At 73.6% G+C, this 20,679-nt stretch carries 20 protein-coding genes; 10 read left to right on the forward strand and 10 right to left on the reverse strand.

Annotated features, from left to right (window positions below; translation table 11 throughout):
- Window positions 1-50 precede the first annotated feature (50 nt).
- The 3 genes from OG624_RS30775 to OG624_RS30785 all read right to left on the reverse strand — a co-directional run bounded on the left by OG624_RS30775 (window position 51) and on the right by OG624_RS30785 (window position 3,152).
- Window positions 51-1,112, reverse strand: coding sequence for a PPK2 family polyphosphate kinase (locus OG624_RS30775; protein WP_371588682.1), 1,062 nt, complete (start codon window positions 1,110-1,112; stop codon window positions 51-53).
- Between the two features lie 64 nt (window positions 1,113-1,176).
- A complete protein-coding gene (locus tag OG624_RS30780; RefSeq protein WP_352163021.1) occupies window positions 1,177-2,553 on the reverse strand; it encodes an alkaline phosphatase PhoX in 1,377 nt (458 codons plus the stop codon).
- 20 nt (window positions 2,554-2,573) lie between these two features.
- The gene (locus tag OG624_RS30785; RefSeq protein WP_161296760.1) at window positions 2,574-3,152 is read right to left on the reverse strand and encodes a hypothetical protein; all 579 of its coding nucleotides are present in this window, start codon (window positions 3,150-3,152) and stop codon (window positions 2,574-2,576) included.
- Between the two features lie 247 nt (window positions 3,153-3,399).
- Here OG624_RS30785 and OG624_RS30790 point away from each other — a divergent pair, with 247 nt between their 5' ends.
- Together OG624_RS30790 and OG624_RS30795 are read left to right on the forward strand one after the other, a co-directional pair.
- On the forward strand, window positions 3,400-4,737 hold the full coding sequence (locus tag OG624_RS30790) for a cytochrome P450 family protein (RefSeq protein ID WP_078909141.1): 1,338 nt from the start codon (window positions 3,400-3,402) through the stop codon (window positions 4,735-4,737).
- Between the two features lie 39 nt (window positions 4,738-4,776).
- Entirely contained in the window at window positions 4,777-5,985 is a 1,209-nt protein-coding gene (locus OG624_RS30795) for an amidohydrolase family protein (protein ID WP_158711782.1), read from the forward strand.
- A 51-nt stretch (window positions 5,986-6,036) separates the two neighbouring features.
- Here the strand turns inward: OG624_RS30795 and OG624_RS30800 are convergent, their stop codons facing one another.
- Both OG624_RS30800 and zapE read right to left on the reverse strand, forming a co-directional pair.
- Entirely contained in the window at window positions 6,037-6,462 is a 426-nt protein-coding gene (locus tag OG624_RS30800) for an OsmC family protein (protein ID WP_030719855.1), read from the reverse strand.
- A gap of 62 nt (window positions 6,463-6,524) precedes the next feature.
- A complete protein-coding gene (gene zapE / locus OG624_RS30805) occupies window positions 6,525-7,580 on the reverse strand; it encodes a cell division protein ZapE (RefSeq protein WP_371589875.1) in 1,056 nt (351 codons plus the stop codon).
- 84 nt (window positions 7,581-7,664) lie between these two features.
- Here zapE and OG624_RS30810 point away from each other — a divergent pair, with 84 nt between their 5' ends.
- The 8 genes from OG624_RS30810 to OG624_RS30845 all read left to right on the forward strand — a co-directional run bounded on the left by OG624_RS30810 (window position 7,665) and on the right by OG624_RS30845 (window position 15,166).
- Window positions 7,665-8,447, forward strand: a complete 783-nt coding sequence (locus OG624_RS30810; RefSeq protein WP_033217734.1) for a pyrimidine reductase family protein — start codon at window positions 7,665-7,667, stop codon at window positions 8,445-8,447.
- Between the two features lie 148 nt (window positions 8,448-8,595).
- Window positions 8,596-9,063 (forward strand): indole-3-glycerol-phosphate synthase, encoded by a 468-nt coding sequence (locus OG624_RS30815; protein WP_033217927.1) that lies wholly within the window; start codon window positions 8,596-8,598, stop codon window positions 9,061-9,063.
- Between the two features lie 61 nt (window positions 9,064-9,124).
- A complete protein-coding gene (gene murC, locus OG624_RS30820; protein ID WP_371640065.1) occupies window positions 9,125-10,522 on the forward strand; it encodes a UDP-N-acetylmuramate--L-alanine ligase in 1,398 nt (465 codons plus the stop codon).
- A 23-nt stretch (window positions 10,523-10,545) separates the two neighbouring features.
- Window positions 10,546-10,953 carry a peptide-methionine (R)-S-oxide reductase MsrB gene (gene msrB, locus OG624_RS30825; RefSeq protein WP_033217738.1) on the forward strand — a complete coding sequence of 136 codons (408 nt, stop codon included), beginning with the start codon at window positions 10,546-10,548 and terminating at the stop codon, window positions 10,951-10,953.
- A gap of 446 nt (window positions 10,954-11,399) precedes the next feature.
- Window positions 11,400-13,781, forward strand: coding sequence for a sensor histidine kinase (locus tag OG624_RS30830; RefSeq protein WP_033217742.1), 2,382 nt, complete (start codon window positions 11,400-11,402; stop codon window positions 13,779-13,781).
- The gene (locus OG624_RS30835) at window positions 13,778-14,194 is read left to right on the forward strand and encodes a roadblock/LC7 domain-containing protein (protein WP_030012808.1); all 417 of its coding nucleotides are present in this window, start codon (window positions 13,778-13,780) and stop codon (window positions 14,192-14,194) included. The genes OG624_RS30830 and OG624_RS30835 overlap by 4 nt, the downstream gene beginning before the upstream one ends.
- On the forward strand, window positions 14,194-14,568 hold the full coding sequence (locus OG624_RS30840) for a DUF742 domain-containing protein (RefSeq protein ID WP_033217744.1): 375 nt from the start codon (window positions 14,194-14,196) through the stop codon (window positions 14,566-14,568). The genes OG624_RS30835 and OG624_RS30840 overlap by 1 nt, the downstream gene beginning before the upstream one ends.
- A complete protein-coding gene (locus OG624_RS30845; RefSeq protein WP_033217746.1) occupies window positions 14,555-15,166 on the forward strand; it encodes a GTP-binding protein in 612 nt (203 codons plus the stop codon). The genes OG624_RS30840 and OG624_RS30845 overlap by 14 nt, the downstream gene beginning before the upstream one ends.
- Here the strand turns inward: OG624_RS30845 and OG624_RS30850 are convergent.
- From OG624_RS30850 to OG624_RS30870, 5 genes are read right to left on the reverse strand one after another with little or no spacing between them, the layout of a single operon-like run.
- Window positions 15,156-16,076: an NAD-dependent epimerase/dehydratase family protein gene (locus OG624_RS30850; protein WP_033217748.1), complete on the reverse strand. Its 921-nt coding sequence runs from the start codon at window positions 16,074-16,076 to the stop codon at window positions 15,156-15,158. The two genes, OG624_RS30845 and OG624_RS30850, sit on opposite strands and share 11 nt — an antisense overlap.
- Window positions 16,073-17,254, reverse strand: a complete 1,182-nt coding sequence (locus OG624_RS30855) for a hypothetical protein (protein ID WP_063734037.1) — start codon at window positions 17,252-17,254, stop codon at window positions 16,073-16,075. The genes OG624_RS30850 and OG624_RS30855 overlap by 4 nt, the downstream gene beginning before the upstream one ends.
- A complete protein-coding gene (locus tag OG624_RS30860) occupies window positions 17,251-18,747 on the reverse strand; it encodes an AMP-binding protein (RefSeq protein ID WP_033217750.1) in 1,497 nt (498 codons plus the stop codon). Before OG624_RS30860 ends, OG624_RS30855 begins: the two co-directional genes overlap by 4 nt.
- A complete protein-coding gene (locus OG624_RS30865) occupies window positions 18,747-19,502 on the reverse strand; it encodes a glycosyltransferase family 2 protein (RefSeq protein ID WP_244290720.1) in 756 nt (251 codons plus the stop codon). The genes OG624_RS30860 and OG624_RS30865 overlap by 1 nt, the downstream gene beginning before the upstream one ends.
- The gene (locus OG624_RS30870) at window positions 19,499-20,521 is read right to left on the reverse strand and encodes a 3-oxoacyl-ACP synthase III family protein (protein ID WP_033217752.1); all 1,023 of its coding nucleotides are present in this window, start codon (window positions 20,519-20,521) and stop codon (window positions 19,499-19,501) included. Before OG624_RS30870 ends, OG624_RS30865 begins: the two co-directional genes overlap by 4 nt.
- Between the last annotated feature and the right edge of the window lie 158 nt (window positions 20,522-20,679).

The raw sequence follows: 20,679 nt of genomic DNA on the forward strand, positions 1-20,679 counted from the left end.
ATATATGACTAACTGATCAGAAGAATGAACGACAGGCGGTCGGGCGGAACTCAGCTCGCCAGCAGCCTCCTGCGGCACTCCTCGACATCGAACTCCCCCTTCGGATACTGCGGATCGATGTCCTCCAGGTGCTCCCGCAGCAGTGTGCTGATCGCCCAGTTGCGGTACCACTTGCGGTCCGCGGGCACCACGTACCAGGGCGCCTCGTCGGTGGAGCAGCGCTCCAGCGCCACCTCGTACGCCTCCTGGTACGCGGGCCACACGGTGCGCTCCTCGATGTCGCCCACGTTGAACTTCCAGTGCTTGTCCGGGTTGTCCAGCCGCTGCAGGAGCCGGGCCCGCTGCTCCTCGTAGCCGATGTGCAGGAAGACCTTCACCACGCTCACGCCGTCGTCCGCGAGGGCCTTCTCGAACCGGTTGATCTGGGCGTACCGGGCGCGTACCCGGTTGCGCGGCACCAGCTCGCGGACCCGGGCGATGAGCACGTCCTCGTAGTGGGAACGGTCGAAGATGCCGATCTCGCCCGGCCGGGGGAGCTCCTGCTTGATCCGCCACAGGAAGGGGTGGCCCAGCTCTTCCTCGGTGGGTGCCTTGAAGGCCTTGATCCGGCAGCCGGAAGGGTTGAACAGGCCGATCACGTGCTTGAGGGTGCCGCCCTTGCCGCTGGTGTCCATGCCTTGGAGGATCAGCAGCACCCGGCGGCGGTCGCCGGCGGTGCTCGCCGCGTACAGCCGCTCCTGGAGGGAGCCGAGCGGCTGCGCCAGCAGAGCGGTGGCGGCCACTCCGGCCGCCTTGTCGACGGGGCCGCCGGGGGTCGCGGAGGGGTCGATGCCGCCGAGGTCCGGCCGCTCGCCCGGGGTGACGCGCAGCAGCTCCCGCAGCGGGCGGGCCCCGAAGCCCTCGGCGGCGGACCGCTTCCCGGACTTCCCGGACTTCTCCGATTTCCCGGGCTCGGCGTCCTTCGTCGGCTTGGTGTTCTTCGCGCTCTTCGCGGGCTCGGCGGACTTCTCCCGCGTCTCCTGCTTCTCCTGCTTCGCCCGCTTGGCCGGCTTCTCCAGCCGCTTCTCGGACGACTTCGCCGATTTCCGCTTCTCGTTCTGCTTCCCGGCCATCGCTGACCACCCCAATCCCGTCGGTTCCGTCCGATCTTCCAGCAGACCGAACGGGAGCGCGAGATCAGTGCCAGGGCCCCGTCACCGCGAACGTCGTCCCCGGCGCGTAGGCGTTCACGAACATCGTCCGCCCGTCGGGGGAGAAGGTGACCCCGGCGAACTCCCCCCACTCCGGGGCCCCGGGGCCTCCGATGTCCTCGGCGTTGCGGGCCATCGGGTAGACCTCACCGCCCTCCGTCACCCCGAAGACGTACTGCGCGCCGCCGCCGTCCTCGCACACCATCAGTCCGCCGTCCGGGGCCAGGCAGATGTTGTCGGGGGAGTCCCCGGGCAGCGCGATGTCGGCGGCCGGGCCGAAGCGCACGTCCAGGCGGATCGTGGAGCGCCGCGGGTCGTGGAACCACACCTGCCCGTGGTGGTCGGCGGCCGCGCCCTCGCCGCTGCGCGCGAAGCTGGACACGAAGTGCACCCCGCCGTCGCCCCAGTAGCAGCCCTCCAGCTTCTGCGCGTGGGTGATCCCGCCGGGCCCGAAGTCCTGGAGCCGGATCGGCGTCCCGGCCGCCGACGGGTCGGGTACGGGCACCCACTCCACCGGGAACTCCGCCCCGGGCTCGTCCACCACCGCCAGGTCCGCGAGCCCCGGCACCCGCAGGGCCTCCAGTCGGCCCCCGGCGCGCAGCGAGCCGAGCCCGCCCAGCGGCCGCTCCGGCAGGAACCGGTAGAACAGCCCGAACGGCCGGACGAAGGCGTCCTCGGTCTCGTAGACGACCCCGCGGTACGGGTCCACGGCGACGGCCTCGTGCGCGAAGCGGCCCATCGCGGTGAGCGGGACCGCGCCCGAGCGGTGCGGGTCGGCCGGGTCGACCTCGAAGACGTAGCCGTGGTCGCGGGTGTAGCCGGAGGTGCCCGCGCGGTCCTCGGTCTCCTCGCAGCTCAGCCAGGTGTTCCAGGGGGTGCGGCCGCCCGCGCAGTTGACGGCGGTGCCCGCGAGGGCGACCCGCTCGCCGGTGACCCGCCCGGCCGCGTCCAGCTCCAGGGCGGTGCAGCCGCCGAGGGCCTCGGGATCGTAGGTCAGCCCCCGGACCGCGGGGACGCGCAGGGCGGCGGTGGTGCGGTTCTCGTGGTTGCGGACGAGGCGTACACGGCCGCCGTCGGCCCCGAAGGCCGCCATGCCGTCGCAGTTGGCGGGTACGGGGCCCTCGCCGGAGCGCAGCGGATCGCCGGCCCGGGACAGCACCCGGTACGTGAACCCCGCGGGCAGGTCGAGCAGCCCGCGCGGATCGGCGACCAGCGGCCCGTACCCCCGGCCGCTGCCGGGGGCCCGGGGCCGCGGGGCCCGGGCGGCGACGGCCCGGGAGCCGCCACCGGCGAACAGGGCGCCGAGGGCACCGCTGAAGGCGATCCCACCCGCGGCGAGCAGGCTGCGTCGGGACAGGGACATCGGCGGCTCCCGGCGCGGCATCAGAGCGACGGCTTGGGGCGGGTGGTGCCCGGAAGGCAGGTCACCGCCCGGTTGAAGGTCTCGAACAGGCCGTCGGGGTTCTTCTTCCACAGCCACATGTGCAAGGCGTAGTGCACGGGCTGACCGGGGAAGTTGCCGGCCTTGGGGCCCTTGAAGGGGATGCCGAACATGCTGGGGCGGTCGTCGTCCGTCGTCAGCTTCTGGTCGCGGTCGTAGAGCAGCCACTGGACCGCCACGAGCCGTTTGCCGCCGCGCCCGTCGTCCTCGTAGAACAGCGCGGCGGGCTTCCTCGGGTCGAGGGAGTTGTCGTACTTGTGGTTGAAGTGCGGGTAACCGAGCGCGCCCGGACCCGCCTTGTCGACGACGCAGTACTGGTCGGGCTTGTAGCCGTCCGCCACGGCGTTGGCGTGGACCTGATACCTGGCGGTCGCCGCGTACGTGAGGGCCCGGTCGCCCTGGGCCCGGCCGGGGCCCGGGTCCGCGGCGGCGAGCGGAGCGGCGGCGGCGAGCGGAGCGGCGGCGGCCGCCAGGGTGAGCGAGGCGGCTGCCGTGAGGGCCAGGGCGAGACTACGGGCCATGCGCGGGCTCCTTGTGACGGGCTGGCTGGGGCACCTGCAGCCCTTCCCCGGGTCGCCGCGCCCGCCACAGATTCGGCCCGGACGGGCGACCGCCGATCGGCTGACGGTCGCCCGGACCCGTACCCCGACCCGACCCGGCACCCGCCGCCGCCGGCTCACTCGAACGGGAACGGCGTCGTTTCGCGACGTACCCGCGCGGGGAACCGGTGTTGTCCCCAGCAGGCGAGTGCGACGGAGGGTACGGACCATGGCGCAGCAGGATGCGGCACCGGACGGCGGCGGAGAGCTGCACGAGATCGTGTCGGCCGTGTCCAGGGGCGCGCCGGAGTACCGGCAGTGCCCCCATCCGATGTACGCCGCCCTGCGCGAGCGGGATCCGGTGTGCCGGCTGACCCCTCCCCACGGGATCGACACGTACCTCATCACCCGTCACGACGACGCCCGCGAGGCGCTGTCGGACCCCCGGTTCAGCAAGAACATGCACGGCGCCATCGACACCTACCACGCGGTGTACGGCAGCTTCTTCGACGCCCTCGACGACAACGTGCTCTTCTCCGACCCGCCCCGGCACACTCGGCTGCGCCGCGTCCTGCGGAGCGCCTTCACCCCCCGACGGGTGGAGCAGATGCGTCCGAGGATCACCGAGATCGCCGAGCAGATCCTCCGCGAGTGCCGAGCGGCGGGCACGGTCGACCTCATGACCTCGTTCGCGTTCCCGCTGCCCGTCGCGGTCCTGTGCGAACTGATGGGCATCCCGCAGGAGGACCGCCCGGAGATCCTGGAGCAGTTCGCGGTGGTGACCCGCTCCCGCTTCGACCCCAGCAGGAAGGCCGAGTTGAAGGCGGCCGAGGAGCGCCTGCAGCACCGGTTGGAGCGGCTCATCGCGGACACGCGCGCGCACCCGTCGGACTCCTTCCTCAGCGACCTCCTCCAAGGGGAGGAACAGCTGGAGGATCCCGAACTGGTCGCGTCGCTGTGGGTGCTGTTCTTCGCCGGCCACAAGACCACCGCCTACCAGATCGGCAACTCCGTCCTCAACCTGCTGCTGCGCCCCGATCAGGCGGCCCTGCTGCGCGAGGACCCCACGCTCGTCCCGCGGGCGGTCGAGGAGATGCTGCGCTTCGAGGGCTCGGTGGAGACCTCGACCTTCCGGTACGCGACGCAGGACGCCGAGATCCGGGGTACGCGGATCCCCGAGGGATCCCTCGTGCAGATCGCGATCTCCTCGGCCAACCGGGACCCCGAGAAGTTCGACCTCCCCGACGAGCTGGACGTGACCCGCGAGGGCCTGCAGGGCACGCACCTGGGCTTCGGGCACGGCACCCACTACTGCCTGGGGGCGCCGCTGGCACGGCTCGAACTCGAGATCGCGCTCGCCACCCTCCTGCGGGAGTTCCCGGACATGGAGCTCGCCGACGCGCGGGAGACCGGGAAGGCGTGGCTCAAGGGGCCGGTGCCGGCGTTCCGGGGCCTCGAACACCTCCGGCTCGTGCTGGAGCCGGCGCGGGAGCGGGAGTCGGCCCCCGTCCGACCCGACGCGGACCCGGGCGAGGCGTCCCTCGCGTCCGTGGCCTCCGGTAGGTAACCCAGACCCGACGGGCGGTGGATCGGCATGACGGATTCCATGAGTACCTCCGCGCTGCGCCTCCTGGGGACGCCGGCGGACGAACTGCGCATCGCCGCGGTGGGCACCAGCGAGGTCATCCAGGTCGCGCGGGGTTCCTCCGCGCCGGGCACGGACGCGGCACGCGCGGTCCAACCGAAGATCGACATGCATCATCACTTCTGCGCGCCGCAGTGGCGCGACTGGGCCGCGCACCACGAACTGATCAACCCGGACCGCTTGCCCCCGTGGTCCCGGCTCGACACCGAGGCGGCGATCCGCTTCATGGACGACGTGGGCATCACGACCGCCGTCCTCAAGCCGATGCTGCCGGCGCGCTACCGGTCGTCGGCGCAGCTGCGCGAAGCCGTCAACATCACGCTGCAGTCGATGATCGAGGTGGCGCAGTCCCATCCGGGACGGTTCTCGTACTACGTGCCGCTCTTCCTGGACGACGCGGAGGCCTCTTCCTGGGCCGTACGCCGTGGGCTCGGGCAGCTCGGGGCCGTCGGGGTGAACGTGACGGCCAACTACGGGGGCGTCTACCTCGGCGATCCCGCCTACGACCGGCTGTTCCACGAGCTGAACGACTTCTCCGCCGTGGTGGACACCCACCCCCACAACCTTCCGGACGGCCCGTGCGGTCCGCCCACCGGGTCCGGCCCGCCGTCCGGTCCGCCCCGTGCGTCGGGTCCGCCGTCCGGTCCGATGTCCGGCCCGCCCGGTGCGTCCGGCCCGCCGTCCGGGCCCGGTGCGTCGGGTCCGCCCGGTGGGTCGACGGTCCCGGGCATCCCGAACTTCATGTGCGACTTCCTGCTGGACACGACACGCGCCGCCGTGAACATGATCAGCAGGAGGACGCTGGACCGCTTCCCGGACATCTCCGTCGTCCTGCCGCACGCCGGTGGCTTCCTGCCGTACATCGCCACGCGCCTGCAGGCCCTCGGGCGGTTCTGCGAACCGCGCGTCGAGCCGGCCGCCGTCCGTGACCACCTGAGCCGCTTCTACTACGACACGGCAGGCCCCATGGCGCCCGCCGCGACCCTGCTGGAGCACGTCCCGGCCGACCACATCCTCTTCGGCACGGACTGGCCCGCCGCCCCCGCCGACACGGTCACGGACCTGGCGCTGCCCGCCCTGGAAGCCGACCCGGCCTTCACGCCGGAGCAGCTGCGGGGGATCTACCACGGCAACGCGCTGCGCCTGATCCCGCAGCTGGCGACCGCCTGACGGGGGTGCGGGCCGCCGCGTGCGGCCCGCACCCCCGCCGGAGCGGGACGATCAGACGAGCTCCGCGCTCAGGGTGATCGTCGTACCGGTCAGGGCCTGGCTGACCGGGCAGTTCTTCTTGGCGTCCTCGGCGGCGGCGGCGAAGCCCTCCGCGTCCAGCCCGGGGACCTCGGCGCGGACCGTCAGGTGGATGCCGGTGATGCCCTCGCCCGGCTGGAAGGTCACATCGGCCTTCGTCTCCAGGCGGGTGGGCGGGGTGCCGGCGCCGTCCAGGCCGTGCGAGAGGGCCATCGAGTAGCAGCTGGAGTGCGCGGCGGCGATCAGCTCTTCCGGGCTGGTCTTGCCGTTCGCGGCCTCGGCGCGCGAGGGCCAGGAGACCTCGAACGAGCCCCGGCCCGAGGAGTCGAGGCTGACCGTGCCGGCGCCCTTGAGCAGGTTGCCTTCCCAGACGGTGTGCGCGGTACGCGTGGTGGCCATGGTGATCCCTTCGAAGATGTGGGAAACGGCCGGGCTCCCGAAAGAGCCCGGCGTCCCCAAACCTACTGGGAGACCAGGGGCTTCGCGTCGCGCGCCAGGGCGGTGAGCCGCGATATGGCGCGGAAGTACTTCTTCCGATAGCCGCCGTTCAGCATGTCCTCACTGAACAACTTGTCGAAGGGGACACCGGAGGCCAGCACCGGGATCTCGCGGTCGTACAGGCGGTCGGCCAGGACCACCAGCCGCAGCGCCGTCGACTGGTCCGGCACCGGGCCGACGCCGGTCAGGCAGACGGCCGTGAGGCCGTCGGTCAGCGCGCCGTAGCGGCTGGGGTGCACCCTGGCCAGGTGTTCGAGCAGGCCGGGGAAGTCGTCCAGGCTCGCGCCCTCGGTCGCGTACGCCGCCTTGGTGACCTGCTCGTCGGAGAAGGGCGCCGGGGCCTCGGGCAGACCGCGGTGGCGGTAGTCCTGGCCGTCGATCCGCAGCGGCCGGAAGTGCGCCGACAGCCCCTGGATCTCGCGCAGGAAGTCGGCGGCGGCGAAGCGGCCCTCGCCGAGCTTGCCGGGCAGTGTGTTGGAGGTGGCGGCCAGCGCCACACCCTGCTCGACGAGGCGGCTGAGCAGGGAGGACACCAGGACGGTGTCGCCCGGGTCGTCCAGCTCGAACTCGTCGATGCACAGCAGCCGGTGTCCGCCCAGGGTCTGCACGGTCTGCTGGAAGCCGAGCGCGCCGACCAGGTTGGTGAGCTCCACGAAGGTGCCGAAGGCCTTGAGCGCGGGCTCGGCCGGGGTGGCGTGCCACAGGGAGGCCAGCAGGTGGGTCTTGCCGACGCCGTAGCCGCCGTCGAGGTAGACCCCGCGGGGCCCGGTGGGGGCCGCCGGCTTCTTCGCGAACCAGCGCTTCTTGCCGGCGCCGCTGGCGTGCGCGCCGCCGAGACCGGCGGCGAAACCGCTCAGCACGGTGACGGCCTCGGCCTGGCTGGGCTGGGTCGGGTCCGGGTTGTACGTGTCGAAGCGCACCGAGTCGAAGCGCGGCGGCGGGACCATCTCGGCCACCAGCCGCTCGGCGGGCACCCGCGGCTCGCGCGCGCAGAGGGCCTGGGGCCCCGCGTCGGCTATGGGGGGCCGGCCGGAGGTGTAACCGGAGGTGGAGAGAGATGTCGACACAGCTCTCAACTCTACGGGGCGTGGCACACTGCACCGATGCGACGCCTGTTCCCTGTGACCGATCAGACATCAGCCTCGCCCCAGGAGCGGGACGACCGCGAGTGGTCGCTCGACGAGCTGGCGGACGCCTACGCGTACCCCGCGCTGAAGGCGGACGGCCACTGGCTCCGGGCCAACATGGTCTCCACCCTGGACGGGGGCGCCCAGCACGACGGCCGCTCGCAGCCCATCTCCGGCGAGAGCGACATGCGGATCTTCGGCACCCTGCGGGCGCTGGCCGATGTGGTGGTCGTCGGCGCGGAAACGGTTCGCCAGGAGGGCTACCGTCCGGCGCGCGCCCGGGAGGCCTTCGCCGCCCGCCGCGCCGCCTCCGGACAGGGCCCCGCGCCCGCCATCGCCGTGGTCACCGCCGGCATGGACCTGGACTTCTCGCTTCCCCTGTTCACCTCCCCGCTGGTGCCGACCCTGGTGGTCACCGGGGCCGCCGCGCCCGCCGACCGGGTGGCCGAGGCCGCGCGGGCCGGGGCCGAGGTCGTGGTGGCGGGGGACGGCGTGGGCGTGGACCCCGCACGGGTGGTCCGGGAGCTCGCCGCGCGCGGGCTGCGCCGCCAGCTCACCGAGGGCGGGCCCCGGCTCCTGGGCCAGTTCGTGGCCGCCGACGCACTGGACGAGCTGTGCCTGACGATCTCCCCGATGCTCGTGGCGGGAGGCGCCCAGCGGATCGCCGGAGGCCCCTCCGTCACGGTTCCGCACCGGCTCGCGCCCGCCTGCGTACTGGAGGAGGCCGGGTTCCTCTTCACGAGCTACCGTCGGATCTGACAAGACGCGGAATTTGTCGTTCCGCTTGGCTTCCGCCGGCCACATGACTGGGCAGGTATGTCTGCGCAGGGTCCCGTGCGACAGCGGGGCAGGATGGTTTCCGCAGGGGTCGGCCGGCCGGCCTCGGCCCATGAAGGAGAGGGCGTCCGTGTTCACGAGCGTATTGATGATCGAGCAGCCGCTGACCGCGGTGGACGTGGACTTCGTCACCACCCTGCACGGGGACGACGCGGTCTCCTTCATCGTCCTCATGCAACCCCGGGGCGACCAGGACCGACTGCTCCGCGCCATCGACGACGTAGCGCTCGGTGAGATTCCGGAGGCCATCCGTGAGGGTGACGAGCCCGAGGGCGAGGCCGCCCTCGGCCCGGCCGCGCACGCCCTCGCGCACTCCCTGAACGCGCTGCGCGCCAAGGGCGCCAAGGCCGTCGGACAGCTCGTCGAGGACCACCCGCTCGACAAGCTGAAGTCCGTCGTGGAGGAGCACGGGGCCGACGAGGTGATCGTCCTGACCGCCCCGCACTTCGTGGAGGAGTTCTTCCACCGGGACTGGGCCTCGCGAGCCCGGCACAAGGTCGGCGTTCCCGTGCTCAAGCTCTTCGCCCACAACGAATAGGCTTGGGGCCAGTCAGAGCCTCACGCGCACCCGCAAGAAACACGATCCTGGAGCGACCTGAATGAAGCCCGGCCTGCCGACCGCCATGGAACGGCCCCACTTCATCGGCATCGGCGGCGCCGGCATGTCCGGCATCGCGAAGATCCTGGCCCAGCGCGGAGCGCAGGTGGCCGGCAGCGACAGCCGCGGTGACTCCGAGACCGCCGAGGCGCTGCGCGCCCACGGCGCCACGGTGCACGGCGGACACGCGGCCGACAACCTCGCCGCCGACTCCACCTGCGTGGTCGTCTCCAGCGCGATCCGCGCCGACAACCCGGAGCTGGCCCGCGCCGCCGAGCTGGGCATCCCCGTCGTGCACCGCTCCGACGCGCTGGCCGCCCTGATGGACGGGCTGCGGCCGATCGCCGTCGCCGGCACGCACGGCAAGACCACCACCACCTCGATGCTGGCGGTGTCCCTCTCGGCCCTGGGCCTGGACCCCTCGTACGCCATCGGCGGTGACCTGGACGCCCCCGGCTCCAACGCGCACCACGGCGAGGGCGACATCTTCGTCGCCGAGGCCGACGAGAGCGACCGCACCTTCCACAAGTACACCCCGCAGGTCGCGATCATCCTCAACGCGGAGCTCGACCACCACGCGAACTACGCCTCCATCGACGAGATCTACGAGTCCTTCGAGACCTTCGTCGGCAAGGTCGTGCCCGGCGGCACCCTCGTCGTCGCCCACGGTCAGGAGGGCGCCGCCGAGATCGCCCGCCGCGTCGCGGGCCAGGAGGGCCTCACCGTCGTCACCTACGGCGAGGAGGAGGGCGCCGACGCCCGCATCACCAAGATCACCCCGCGCGGCCTGACCAGCGAGGTCACCGTGATCCTGGACGGCCGGATGCTCACCTTCACCGTCTCGGTCCCCGGCCGCCACTACGCCCACAACGCCGTCGCGGCCCTCGCCGCGGGCGTGGCGCTCGGCATCCCGGCGCACAACCTGGCGAGCGCGCTCGGCAAGTACACCGGCGTCAAGCGCCGCCTCCAGCTCAAGGGCGAGGCCGCGGGCGTCCAGGTGATCGACTCCTACGCGCACCACCCCACCGAGATGACCGCCGACCTGGAGGCCATCCGCGGCGCCGCCGGCGACTCCCGGATCCTGGTCGTCTTCCAGCCTCACCTCTTCTCCCGCACCCAGGAGCTCGGCAAGGAGATGGGTGAGTCGCTGGCCCTCGCCGACGCCTCCCTGGTCCTGGACATCTACCCGGCCCGTGAGGACCCGATCCCCGGCGTCACCAGCGAGCTCATCATCGCGGCCGCCCGGGCGGCGGGAGCCGACGTCACCGCCGAGCACGACAAGGCGGCCGTCGCCGACGCCATCGCGGGAATGGCCAAGCCCGGTGATCTCGTTCTCACCATGGGCGCGGGAGACGTCACGGACCTCGGTCCGGCCATCCTCGCCCGGCTGTCGAGCTGAAGGTACGAGGGAGCGGGAGAGTCATGTCCTACGAGGTCGAGAAGACGGACGAGCAGTGGCAGGCGGAGCTGACCCCGTCCGAGTACCAGGTACTGCGCCTGGCGGGCACCGAGCCGGCCTTCCGCGGTGAATACACCGACACCAAGACCGAGGGCGTCTACTCCTGCCGCGGCTGCGGGTCCGAGCTGTTCCGCTCGTCGGAGAAGTTCGAGTCGCACTGCGGCTGGCCGTCCTTCTACGACCCGAAGGACACCGACGCGGTCGAGCTGATCGCGGACACCTCGCACGGGATGGTCCGCACGGAGGTCCGCTGCGCGAAGTGCGGCTCCCACCTGGGCCACGTCTTCGAGGGCGAGGGCTACCCGACCCCGACGGACCAGCGGTACTGCATCAACAGCATCTCCCTGCGGCTGTCCCCGACGGAGAGCTGACGCGCACGCGCGGCCTCCGGGCCGCGCGCCAGCCGCCTCGACGAGCCCCGGACCCCGACGGGTTCCGGGGCTCTCGCGTACCCCGCGCGTCCGTCGACGAGGACGCTCGGGGCCGGCCTCCCTCCCCGGATCAGCCGGGCGCCGTCCTCCGGGCGTTTGTCGAGCCCCAGCGAGGCGTGCAACTCGCGGACCGGTTGCTCGGCGTGGTGCGCCGGATTGCGCCTCACCCTGCCATCGGGCGGGCGGGACCTCCACCGGTTGACCGGCGGCCGGAACCGGGCGGGGCGGCCTTGGTGTCGAGTACGTCGCGGTTCGATTCCGATCCGATCTCTGGCCTGCGGTGATTTCCCGGAACTAGCACGCTTCGGGCTCGGAAGACACCTATCCGAAACTCCGCCATGTCTGGTTATGATCGGCCTCCCGCCGTCCCCCGCTCGCGAGGACCGATGTCTCCCACAGAACCCGAAGGCATACGACGGCAGTCGACGACCCGTCGGCGACGCACCGTGCGTCTGCGCACCCTGCTCATCTGGCTGGCCGTGGTCCCCACCGTCGCGATGGGAACCCAAGTGACCGTGACCGCGCAGCGGTTGCTGGCCCAGTCGGAGAAGCTGCGGTCCGACGTGGCGGCCGCCGAACAGGTCGGCGCCCCGCTCTACACGCTCATGGTCGACATGCAGGCCGAGCGGACGGCGACCGCCGCCCGATGGGCGGGCAGCGACAACTCCGAGGGTGAACTGCGCGTCCGGCGCGAGGCGACGGACCTGGCCGCGGCCGAGTTCCGTCGACTGGCGGTCGACCCCTCGCGGTCCTTCTCCGAGGTGACCCGGCAACTGGAGAAACTGGCCGAGTACCGGCAGCGCGCCGATGCCCGCATCGGCGCCGCCGACAGCACGCTGGCCTACTACTCCGAGGTGATCGGCAAGGTCATCCAGGTGTACCAGCAGGAGTTCAGCCACGCCGAGGACGCCGAACTCGCCCAGGCGAGCCGCCCCGTGGTGTCGATGCTCCAGGCCACCGAGATGGTGGCGCGCGAGGACACCGTCCTGGCCCTGGCCGGGCCGTCCGGGGAACTGACCTTCGTCGGCTACGACCAGTTCGTCAGCGCCCTGGGCGCCCAGCGGTACCTGCACGAGGCGCTGATCGTGCCGCACCTGACGGCCCGGGACCAACGGTTCTACGATCGGGTCGTGGGCTCCGCGGACTGGCAGACCAAGACCCGCATCGAGAGCGCGGTCCTCTCCGGCCACAAGGACATCGTCACGGGCATCAGGCTGCCCGCCGAGGTCGGCGGCTGGTCGTCCGCGCACGCCAACTTCTCGGTGCAGATGACCACGCTCAACATCGACCTGGCGCGCTCGGTGCTCGCCCGCGGCGAGGCCAAGGCCGGGGAGCTGCAGACCGAGGTCGCCTGGCTGATCGGGGGCAGCGCCGGCGGGCTGCTCGCCGTGGTGGTCGTGGTCTTCTTCACCACCCGGTCGGTGCTCCGCCGCCTGAACGACCTGCACGAACGCACGGTGACCGTCGCCGAGGAGACCCTTCCCGACGTCGTCGCCCGGCTCCAGCGCGGCCAGTCCGTGGACCCGGACGCCCTGCCGGCCGTGACCGGGGACCGGGACGAGGTCGGACGCATCAGCGACGCCTTCGCCCGAGCCGTCGAGGTCTCCGTCGACGGACACCGCCGACTCGCCGCCGAGCGGCACGGATTCGGTCTCTTCGCCTCCGGTATCGCCTCGCGCACCGGAAACCTGGTCAGCCGCCAGCTGAGCCTCACCGAGGACCTTCAGGACACCTTCGGCCACGACGAGGCGCTGCTCGCCGAGCTGATGCGGGCCGACCAGCTGACGGTCGGCATGCGGCGGCAGATCGAGAACCTCCTCATCCTGGCGGGCGGCGAGGTCCCCGACCCGCACACCGAGCCCATGCGCGTCGCCGACCTGCTGCGCGAAGCGGCGGCGGAGGTCGAGGACTTCCGGCGCATCGAGCGCCAGGCCCTGGACGAGACCAGCGTGGAACCGAGCGCGATCAGCCAGATCAGCCACCTGCTCGCGGAGCTGCTGGACAACGCCACCCGGTTCTCCCCGCCGAAGTCCAAGGTGGTCATCCGCGCCGAACTGGTGACGGACGGCCTGTCGGTCGAGATCGAGGACCGCGGGCCGCGGGTGAGCCCGGAGCGCTACGAGGAGATGAACGGGCGCCTGCACGAGGCCCCGCCGTACTCCGTGCTGGCGCAGAACGCGCACCGGCTCGGCCTTTTCGTGGTCGGGCACCTCGCCGACCAGCTCGGCGCGACGGTCACCCTGCGCCGTTCGGTGTACGGGGGCACCTCCGCGGTGGTGATCCTGCCCCGGCAACTGCTGGTGGCGTCCGACCCGCAGGCCCCGCGCGAGATCGAGCCGCAGCCCCGGGTCCTGGAGTTGCTCCCGGCCCCGACCCGGGCCCCGGCCGCCTCCGTGTCGAGCGAGCCCGCGGTGCGCGAGGCCGCCGCCGAGCCCGCCCCCGCCACCGAACCCGCCCCGGAGCCCGAGCCGGTGGTGCACACGAGCGCCGGGCTGCCGAGCCGCCGTGCGAAGGCACCCGTGGCGGTCGCCACGGCCGTGTCCGCGCCCGCGCCCGCACTTGTACCCGTACCCGTACCCGCGGCGCGTCCGGCCCTCCCGGAGCGCGTCCCGCAGACGCACATCGCCGAACAGCTGCGCGAGCCCCGCGCGCAGGAAAGCGTGGTCCGGCCCGACACCGCGACACCCGAAGAGGTGGCCGATGCCTGGGCGGACTACGAACAGGGGACCCAGACAGTGGAAGAAGAGCTCCGACGGGATCAGCCATGACCACCTCACCGAACACCGCGGCATCCAACGACGCGATCTACAGCGTCCTCGACAACAACCTGAGCAGGATCGCCGGCGTCCAGGGAGCGGTGCTGCTCTCCAACGACGGCATCAAGCTCAGCGCCTACCTGCTGGACGAGCCCCAGGCCGAGCGCATGGCGGCCGCGGCCTCCGGCATCGCGTCCACGATGAAGGCGATATCCCGGGAGATCGACGGCGGTCGTGTCATCCGCCAACTGGTCGAGATGGACGACCGGTACCTCTGCATCGTCGGCTGCGGCGAGGGCAGCACGCTCATCGTGGTGACCTCCCGCAAGGCGCGGCTCGGCGAGCTGGGCGGCGAGGCCGTACGGACCGCCCAGGCGCTCGGCGAGTGGCTGGGCACCCCCGAGCGCGGCCAGCCGTCCGCGTAATGCCGCAGGACGAGCCACAGTCGCAGCCGACAGGCCGCCGCCGGACGCGGCTGTACGCCCTGACCGATGGGCGTACGGCCGCCGCGCACGCCGTCCTCACCATGGACACCACCATCACGGCGGCGGCCGACGGCGAGGTGGACGGGACCCTGCCCACCGAGTGGCAGGAGATCCTCGCCATGTGCGCGCCGCCGGGCGGGCGGGCGGTCGCCGAGATAGCGGCGCGGATGCACATCCGCCTCACCCCGATGACGCTGCTCCTCGGCGAACTCGCCGACCGCGGGCTGATCCACCACCGGCCGCCCCTGGCGGTCGCCGAGACCACCGACGTCCACCTGCTCCAGAGAATCAGGGACAGCCTTGCCCGGATATGACACGACCGCCCCGCGGGATCAGGAACGACGAACGGACCCGGTCAAGATCCTCGTCGCCGGTGGGTTCGGGGTCGGGAAGACGACCCTGGTGGAGACGATCTCCGAGATCGAGCCACTGCGTACGGAGGAGCGGCTGACGTCCGCCGGGATCGGCGTCGACGACCTCGACGGCATCGAGTCCAAGACGGTGACCACCGTGGCGATGGACTTCGGCCGGCTCACCCTCACCGACGCCGGTGTGGTCCTCTACCTGTTCGGCACGCCCGGCCAGGAGCGCTTCTGGTTCATGTGGGACGACCTGCTGAACGGGGCGCTCGGAGCGATCGTGCTGGTCGACACCCGCCGCCTGGACCGCAGCTTCCCGGCCGTGGACTTCTTCGAGAGCCGCGGACTGCCCTTCGTGGTCGGCGCGAACTGCTTCCACGGCGAACAGCCCTACACCGCCGAGGAGATCGGGGCCGCGCTGCACCTGCGGGACCCGAACACGCCCGTCCTGATGCTCGACGCCCGCTCCCGTACGGACGTCCGCGGCTCCCTGCTCGCGCTGCTCGACCTGCTCATCGCCAAGGCGCAGGCCCCGGCGACCGTCAGCGGCTGAGCTCCGGCCGGGATCCGGTCACCGAGGCCAGGTGGTCCGCCAGGTTCCGGTGCGGGGCCCAGCCCTGGGCCCGGGCCCGGCCGAGGTCCAGGACCACCGGGTGCGCCAACTGGTCCACCGCGTAGCGGCTGAGGGCCGGTTCGGCCCCGGACACCGTCGCCACCGCCTCCGCGATCCGGGCGGCCGCGCCGGCCACCGGCAGCGGGAGGTGCCGGATCCGGGCCCGGACGCCGTGGGCGCGCAGGACCGCGCGGACCGCCGCGTCACGGCCGTACGGCTCCCCGTCGGCGATGTTGTACGCGCCCGGCACCCAGCCGGCCGCCTGCAAGGACGCACGAGCCAGGTTCTCCACCGCCGTGAGACTGAGCCGTACGTCCGGGCCGGGCAACAGCAAGGTGCCCGCCCGGACCCGGGACAGCAGCCGGGGCAGCAAAGTGGTGTCGCCCGGCCCGTACACGGCCCGCGGCCGCAGCACCACCGCCCCGGCGGTCAGCGCCAGGTCCTCGCCCTCCGCCTTCGTCCGCCCGTAGGCGTTCAACTGCCCGGCGCGCGGGTGGTCCTCGTCGACCAGGCCTCGGTCGTGCCGGGGGTCGTAGACGCTGGCGCTGCTCACCCACACCACGGGCCGTCCGCCCGCCGCCCCGAGCAGCCGCCGCGTGCCGTCCACGTTCACCGCGCGCATCAGCGCCGCGGCCCGCGAACCGGGAGCCGGATCGCCGACGGCCGCCGCGCAGTGCACCACCAGCTCCACGCCCGTCAGGTCCGGCGGCTCCGCGGCCGCGTCCCAGAAGCGGTGCGTGCCCACCGGGCCCGGCCTGCGACCCAGGCACACCACCTCGGCGCCGGCCGCCGCCGCGGCCCGGGCGACGTGCCCGCCGCAGAAGCCGCTCGCGCCGGTCACCGCGATCACGCCCGGCTCCCGCGGAGCCCGGCCCCGGAACCACGCGCCTCGGAACCACGCGTCTCGGAGGCACGGTCCTCGCGGTCCCCGGCCCGTACGGTCAGCACGCGCCAGGCCGGCAGCGCCGCCCCCCGGTCCACCCGGGCCCGGGTCACCACCGGCCGGTACGGGGCCAGCGCGCCCAGGACGTCGACCAGTTGGGCCCGGGCGAGCCGGGCCCCTGGGCACGCGTGCGGTCCGGCGCCGAACACCAGCCGATCCACGGCCGGGCCGGCGGGCCGCCGGGCGTCCGGGTCCCGCCGGTGCGCCCCGGCCGCGTGCCGGGCGACCAGCAGCAGCCGGTCGCCGCCGCGCACCGGGCAGCCGCCCACGACCCCGTCCGCCGCGGCCACCCGGGGCAGCAGCGGCGAGGCCGCGGTGACCCGCAGCAACTCGTCCGCGAGCACCGGCCGCAGGTCCTCGTCCGCCGCCTGCTCCCACAGCCCCGCGTCCGCGCACCAGGCCACCGCCCGGGGCAGCGCGGCCACGGTGGTGTTGACGGCGGCCACCGCCACCATCGCCGGCAGGGCCTCGCCGGCCGGTCCCAGGAGCCGGCGGAGCCCGTCGGCGGCGTGGGCCGCGGCGGCCTCGGCGCGCGGGCGGCGCGGCCCCGGCAGATGGCTGCGTACGGAGGCGGCCGCGGCCCGCGCCGCCGCCTCCGCGACCGCCCGGGGATCGGCGCCGGACCCCAGCAGGGCGCACACCACCGAACCGGACAGCTCCCGCGCGAGGTCGACGAGGTCCACCTCGCCGCCCCGCTCCAGCGGCGCGAGCCCGTGTACGAGCAACGGTCGCCAGAGCGAGCGCAGATCCTCGACGCCGGCCCCGCCCAGGGAGCCGGCGAGACCCCGCCGGTCCGCCCGATGCCCGGCACCCTCCTGGTCGAACAGCACACCCCCGGCCCCGGCCGCGCCGTCGCCCAGGGCCGACCGCGCTGCCGCGCCCGTCGTGCCGGCCGCCGTCCGGTCGAGCGGCAGCCGGGTCAGTGCCTCCCGGTAGGCCTGCGGGCCGTGCACCAGCAGGGTCCGGCCGAGCCGGCGCACCGGACGCCCGCGGGTGGCGGCGAGCAGCCCGAACAGCAGCGGATGGCTGCGCAGATAGACGCGGCGGTCCCGCCGCCGGGCGCGTGCCTGGGACACGGCGGTCATCGGCCGGACACCTCCAGTCGGCGCGCCGCCAGCGCGGCCGTCGCCGCCCGGTCCGGTTTGCGCGAGCGCCCCGACAGCGGGATCCGCGCGAGCAGCAGGGCGTCGGGCCGGGCCGTGCCCATCCGCCGGACCGGCACCGACAGGGCGGCGCGCAGGGCCTGTTCGTCCGTACCGCGCCGCGGCTGTACGACGGCGACGAGCCGTTCGTCGCCGTCGCCCGCCGGGATCCCGACGAGCACGGCCAGCTCCACCCCGGGGACGTGCAGGGCGGGCTCGTACAGCCCCGGGTAGATGTTCTCCGCCCGGCGCAGCACCATGTCCTTGCTCCTGCCTTCGAGGACGATGCGGCCCGCACCGTCCAGCCGTGCCCGATCGCCCGTCCGCACCCACGGGTCGGGCTCCTCGCCGAGGTAGCGGTGGCGGGCGGCGGGGCCGGACAGCAGCAGCTGCCCGCTGCCGTCCGGCTCGGCGCGTACGCCGGGCAGCGGCGCCCCGACCAGGTCGCCGGGCTCCCCGGCCGCCTCGAACGCGGACTTCTCCCGTGCCTCGACCGCGGCGGCCGGGAACAGTTCGGTGAGCGCGTAAACCCCCCAGGCCTCGGCCGCACCCGCCGCCCGGACGCGTTCCAGCAGCCCGGCGCCGGCGGGCGCCGAGCCCGTCCACACCCGGCCGTGGAAGCGGGCGCCCGCGCCCAGGGCGTCCCGCAGCCGGGGCGGGGTCAGATAGGTGTCCTGGGGTCGCAGCCGCTCCAACTGGCGGGCCAGTACGCGGGAGTTGCCCGCCGGGAGGGCGACGGCGGCGCCCCGCGCCAGCGAGGGGACGAGGACGAAGAAGGTACCGCCGAGCACCGGCCGGTCCCCGCGCGCGTCGAACAGGGCGGAGACGGTGGCCATGCCGGCGGCCAGGCTCGCCCGGGTGTGGACGACGGCCCGCGGCAGGGAGGTGGTCCCGGAGGTGAACACGATCACCGCGTCGGCGTCCCCGTCGAGATCGGCGCCGGGTGCGGGCACCCCCAGGCGGGGCGCACCGAGGTCCAGCGCGGGCGCGCAGCCCGGCAGCCGGGGCCCGACCGTGGCCACCGGCCCCAGCTCGGCCAGGTCCGGCAGCGCCAGGTGGGCCCGGCGGGCCAGCGGCCGGGCCCAGCCCGCCACCGCCTGCGCGGCCGCGTCGGCCAGCACCAGCGCGGGCCGGGCCAGCGCCAGGCGGGCACGCAGCACGTCGGGCCCGGCGCCCGGGTCCAGCACGGCCCCCCGCAGCCCGAGCCGCCACAGCGCGAGCAGCACGGCCAGGGCGCGCGGGCCGGGGCGCACGGCGACGCCGACGGTGTCCCCGGCGCGCAGCCCGCGCACGTGCAGGGCCGCGGCGAAGGCGTGCGCCAGCTCGGCGAGTTCGCCGCGGGTGACCCGTACCCGGGGTGCGCCGGTCCGGGTGGCGGTGAGCACGGCGGGCCGCTCGGGCCGGCTGCGCAGCGCGTGGTCGAGGTGGTCCAGCATCAGCGGGGGTCGTCCGTTCCGTGCGTGCCGCTGCCCTGGTCCAGGTACCAGCGGGCGGTGCCGGCGAGCCCGTAGGCCCGCAGGCGCCGCGTCGAGTTCTCCACGACCATCTCCCGGCAGTACGTGATCCGGTCGGTGTGGCGGCGTACGGCGTTGAGGAAGAGCCGGTCGGTCGGTGACGGGCGCCGGGGCATGCCCCCGACGGTCAGGTACAGCTCGGCGGTGATGGCCATGTTGTTCCCGGCGTGCATGCGGTACGGCGCCCGGTAGCCGTGTCGCCGGGCGTGCTCGGGCCGTAGCCGGCCGAACAGCGCGGCGAGGGCCACCAGCGCGCCGAACCCGGCCCGACCCAGCGGTCCGTGCTCGTCGCGGCGGGCCACGATCCGCCCGCACACCAGCCCAGGGCTGCGGATCAGCGCGCCGCGGGCGGCTCCGGTCCAGCCGGGCCCGGGCAGGCAGTCGGCGTCCGTCCGGGCGAGCAGGGCCGCGCCGCGGCCGATCGCGTACCGGAAGCCGGTGTCCACGGCGGAGCCGACCCCTTTCTCCGGCTCCTCGATCACCTCCACCGGGAAGGGCGCGGCGGCCGCGAACGCGCGGGCCACGGCGCCCGTGCCGTCCGTCGAGGCGTTGTCGACGACCAGCAGGGTGAAGTCCCGGTCCCGCTGCGCCGCGAGCGCCCGCAAGGTGTCGGCCAGTCGGGCCTCCTCCTCGTGCGCCGGCACGACCACCCACATCGGCGGGGCGATGGCGGTCACGACTTCTCCCAGACCATCGTCATGATGCTGATGCCGCCGCCCAGACCGACGAACAACACCCTTTCCCCCGGCTTCAGTTCGTCGAACACCCGGTCCAGCTGGAGTCCGATGCCCGCGCTCGCGACATTGCCGAGCTCGGGCACCGTCACCACCAGCTTCCCGGCCGGCACCCCGGTCAGTTCCGCGAACCGCTCCAGATACGGCACCGTCACCTGGTGCACCAGCACCTTGGCGAAGCCGTCCACGTCCATCCCCACCCGGTGCAGCGTCCGGTCGATGACGGCGGTGCCGACCTTCTCGAAGACGCCCCGCAGTTCGTGCCCGTCGCCGCGGAAGTAGGTGTACGCGTCCCCGCGCGGGTGCCGTGACCCGCCGCCCGGGATGCCCCCGACCTCCCAGTGCTCCGAGTGGGTCTCGGTGTCCACGTCGATGATCCCGCCGCGCTCCACCGCCTCCACGACCACGGCCGCCCCCGCGTCGCCGAAGGTGTATCCGGCGAAGCAGTCGCGCAGCTCCGCGAGGTCGGCCGGGTCCCTGCGCACCGCCCGGCTCGGCGTCTCGCCCGTGACCACCAGGGCTCGCCGCGCCCGGCCGGCCAGGATCATGGAGCGGGCGAGGTCGATCCCGTTGACGAAGCTGTTGCAGGCGTTGGTGACGTCCACGGCGTGGGCCCGCGAGCCCAGTTCGGCCTGCACGATGTGCGCGGTGGCCGGCTCGACCAGATCGCGGGAGGCGGAGGCGAACAGCAGCAGGTCGACGTCGAGCGGGCCGAGTCCGGCGGCGTCGAGGGCTCGCCGGGCGGCGCCCACCGCGAGGGTGGAGGCGTACACGCCCTCGCCCGCGACCCGGCGGGAGACGATCCCGGTGGCCTGGGTCAGCAGCCTCGGCGGCAGGGTGAGTCCACTGCGGCGCGCCACCTCCCGCTGGAGCGCGTCGGAGGACAGCACCTCGTCGGGCAGCAGGCTGCCGACGGCGGTTATCCCGACGCGCGGCAGCGGATCACATGGCTGAATGAACATGCCCACACGATGACAAGCCGGCCGGCCCGGAACCTGAGTACGCATGCTCAGTTCGGCACCCCGCACCGCACAGGCCGGCTGAGTACGGCGGCCGGGGAAACGACCGCGCCCACCCGTCCCTGCCCAAACTCCAGGACAGCCGGAGCCCGTTTACATAG

The sequence above is a fragment of the Streptomyces virginiae genome, assembly GCF_041432505.1.
GTDB lineage: Bacteria > Actinomycetota > Actinomycetes > Streptomycetales > Streptomycetaceae > Streptomyces > Streptomyces virginiae_A.

Excerpts from the sequence above, each read along its gene's own strand:
- OG624_RS30780 (WP_352163021.1), bottom strand. The coding sequence starts at position 2,553 with ATGTCCCTGTCCCGACGCAGCCTGCTCGCCGCGGGTGGGATCGCCTTC.
- OG624_RS30830 (WP_033217742.1), top strand. The coding sequence starts at position 11,400 with ATGTCTCCCACAGAACCCGAAGGCATACGACGGCAGTCGACGACCCGT.
- OG624_RS30860 (WP_033217750.1), bottom strand. The coding sequence starts at position 18,747 with ATGCTGGACCACCTCGACCACGCGCTGCGCAGCCGGCCCGAGCGGCCC.
- OG624_RS30835 (WP_030012808.1), top strand. The coding sequence starts at position 13,778 with ATGACCACCTCACCGAACACCGCGGCATCCAACGACGCGATCTACAGC.
- OG624_RS30785 (WP_161296760.1), bottom strand. The coding sequence starts at position 3,152 with ATGGCCCGTAGTCTCGCCCTGGCCCTCACGGCAGCCGCCTCGCTCACC.
- OG624_RS30800 (WP_030719855.1), bottom strand. The coding sequence starts at position 6,462 with ATGGCCACCACGCGTACCGCGCACACCGTCTGGGAAGGCAACCTGCTC.
- OG624_RS30795 (WP_158711782.1), top strand. The coding sequence starts at position 4,777 with ATGAGTACCTCCGCGCTGCGCCTCCTGGGGACGCCGGCGGACGAACTG.
- OG624_RS30855 (WP_063734037.1), bottom strand. The coding sequence starts at position 17,254 with ATGACCGCCGTGTCCCAGGCACGCGCCCGGCGGCGGGACCGCCGCGTC.
- OG624_RS30810 (WP_033217734.1), top strand. The coding sequence starts at position 7,665 with ATGCGACGCCTGTTCCCTGTGACCGATCAGACATCAGCCTCGCCCCAG.
- msrB (WP_033217738.1), top strand. The coding sequence starts at position 10,546 with ATGTCCTACGAGGTCGAGAAGACGGACGAGCAGTGGCAGGCGGAGCTG.
- murC (WP_371640065.1), top strand. The coding sequence starts at position 9,125 with ATGAAGCCCGGCCTGCCGACCGCCATGGAACGGCCCCACTTCATCGGC.
- OG624_RS30775 (WP_371588682.1), bottom strand. The coding sequence starts at position 1,112 with ATGGCCGGGAAGCAGAACGAGAAGCGGAAATCGGCGAAGTCGTCCGAG.
- OG624_RS30840 (WP_033217744.1), top strand. The coding sequence starts at position 14,194 with ATGCCGCAGGACGAGCCACAGTCGCAGCCGACAGGCCGCCGCCGGACG.
- OG624_RS30790 (WP_078909141.1), top strand. The coding sequence starts at position 3,400 with ATGGCGCAGCAGGATGCGGCACCGGACGGCGGCGGAGAGCTGCACGAG.
- OG624_RS30870 (WP_033217752.1), bottom strand. The coding sequence starts at position 20,521 with ATGTTCATTCAGCCATGTGATCCGCTGCCGCGCGTCGGGATAACCGCC.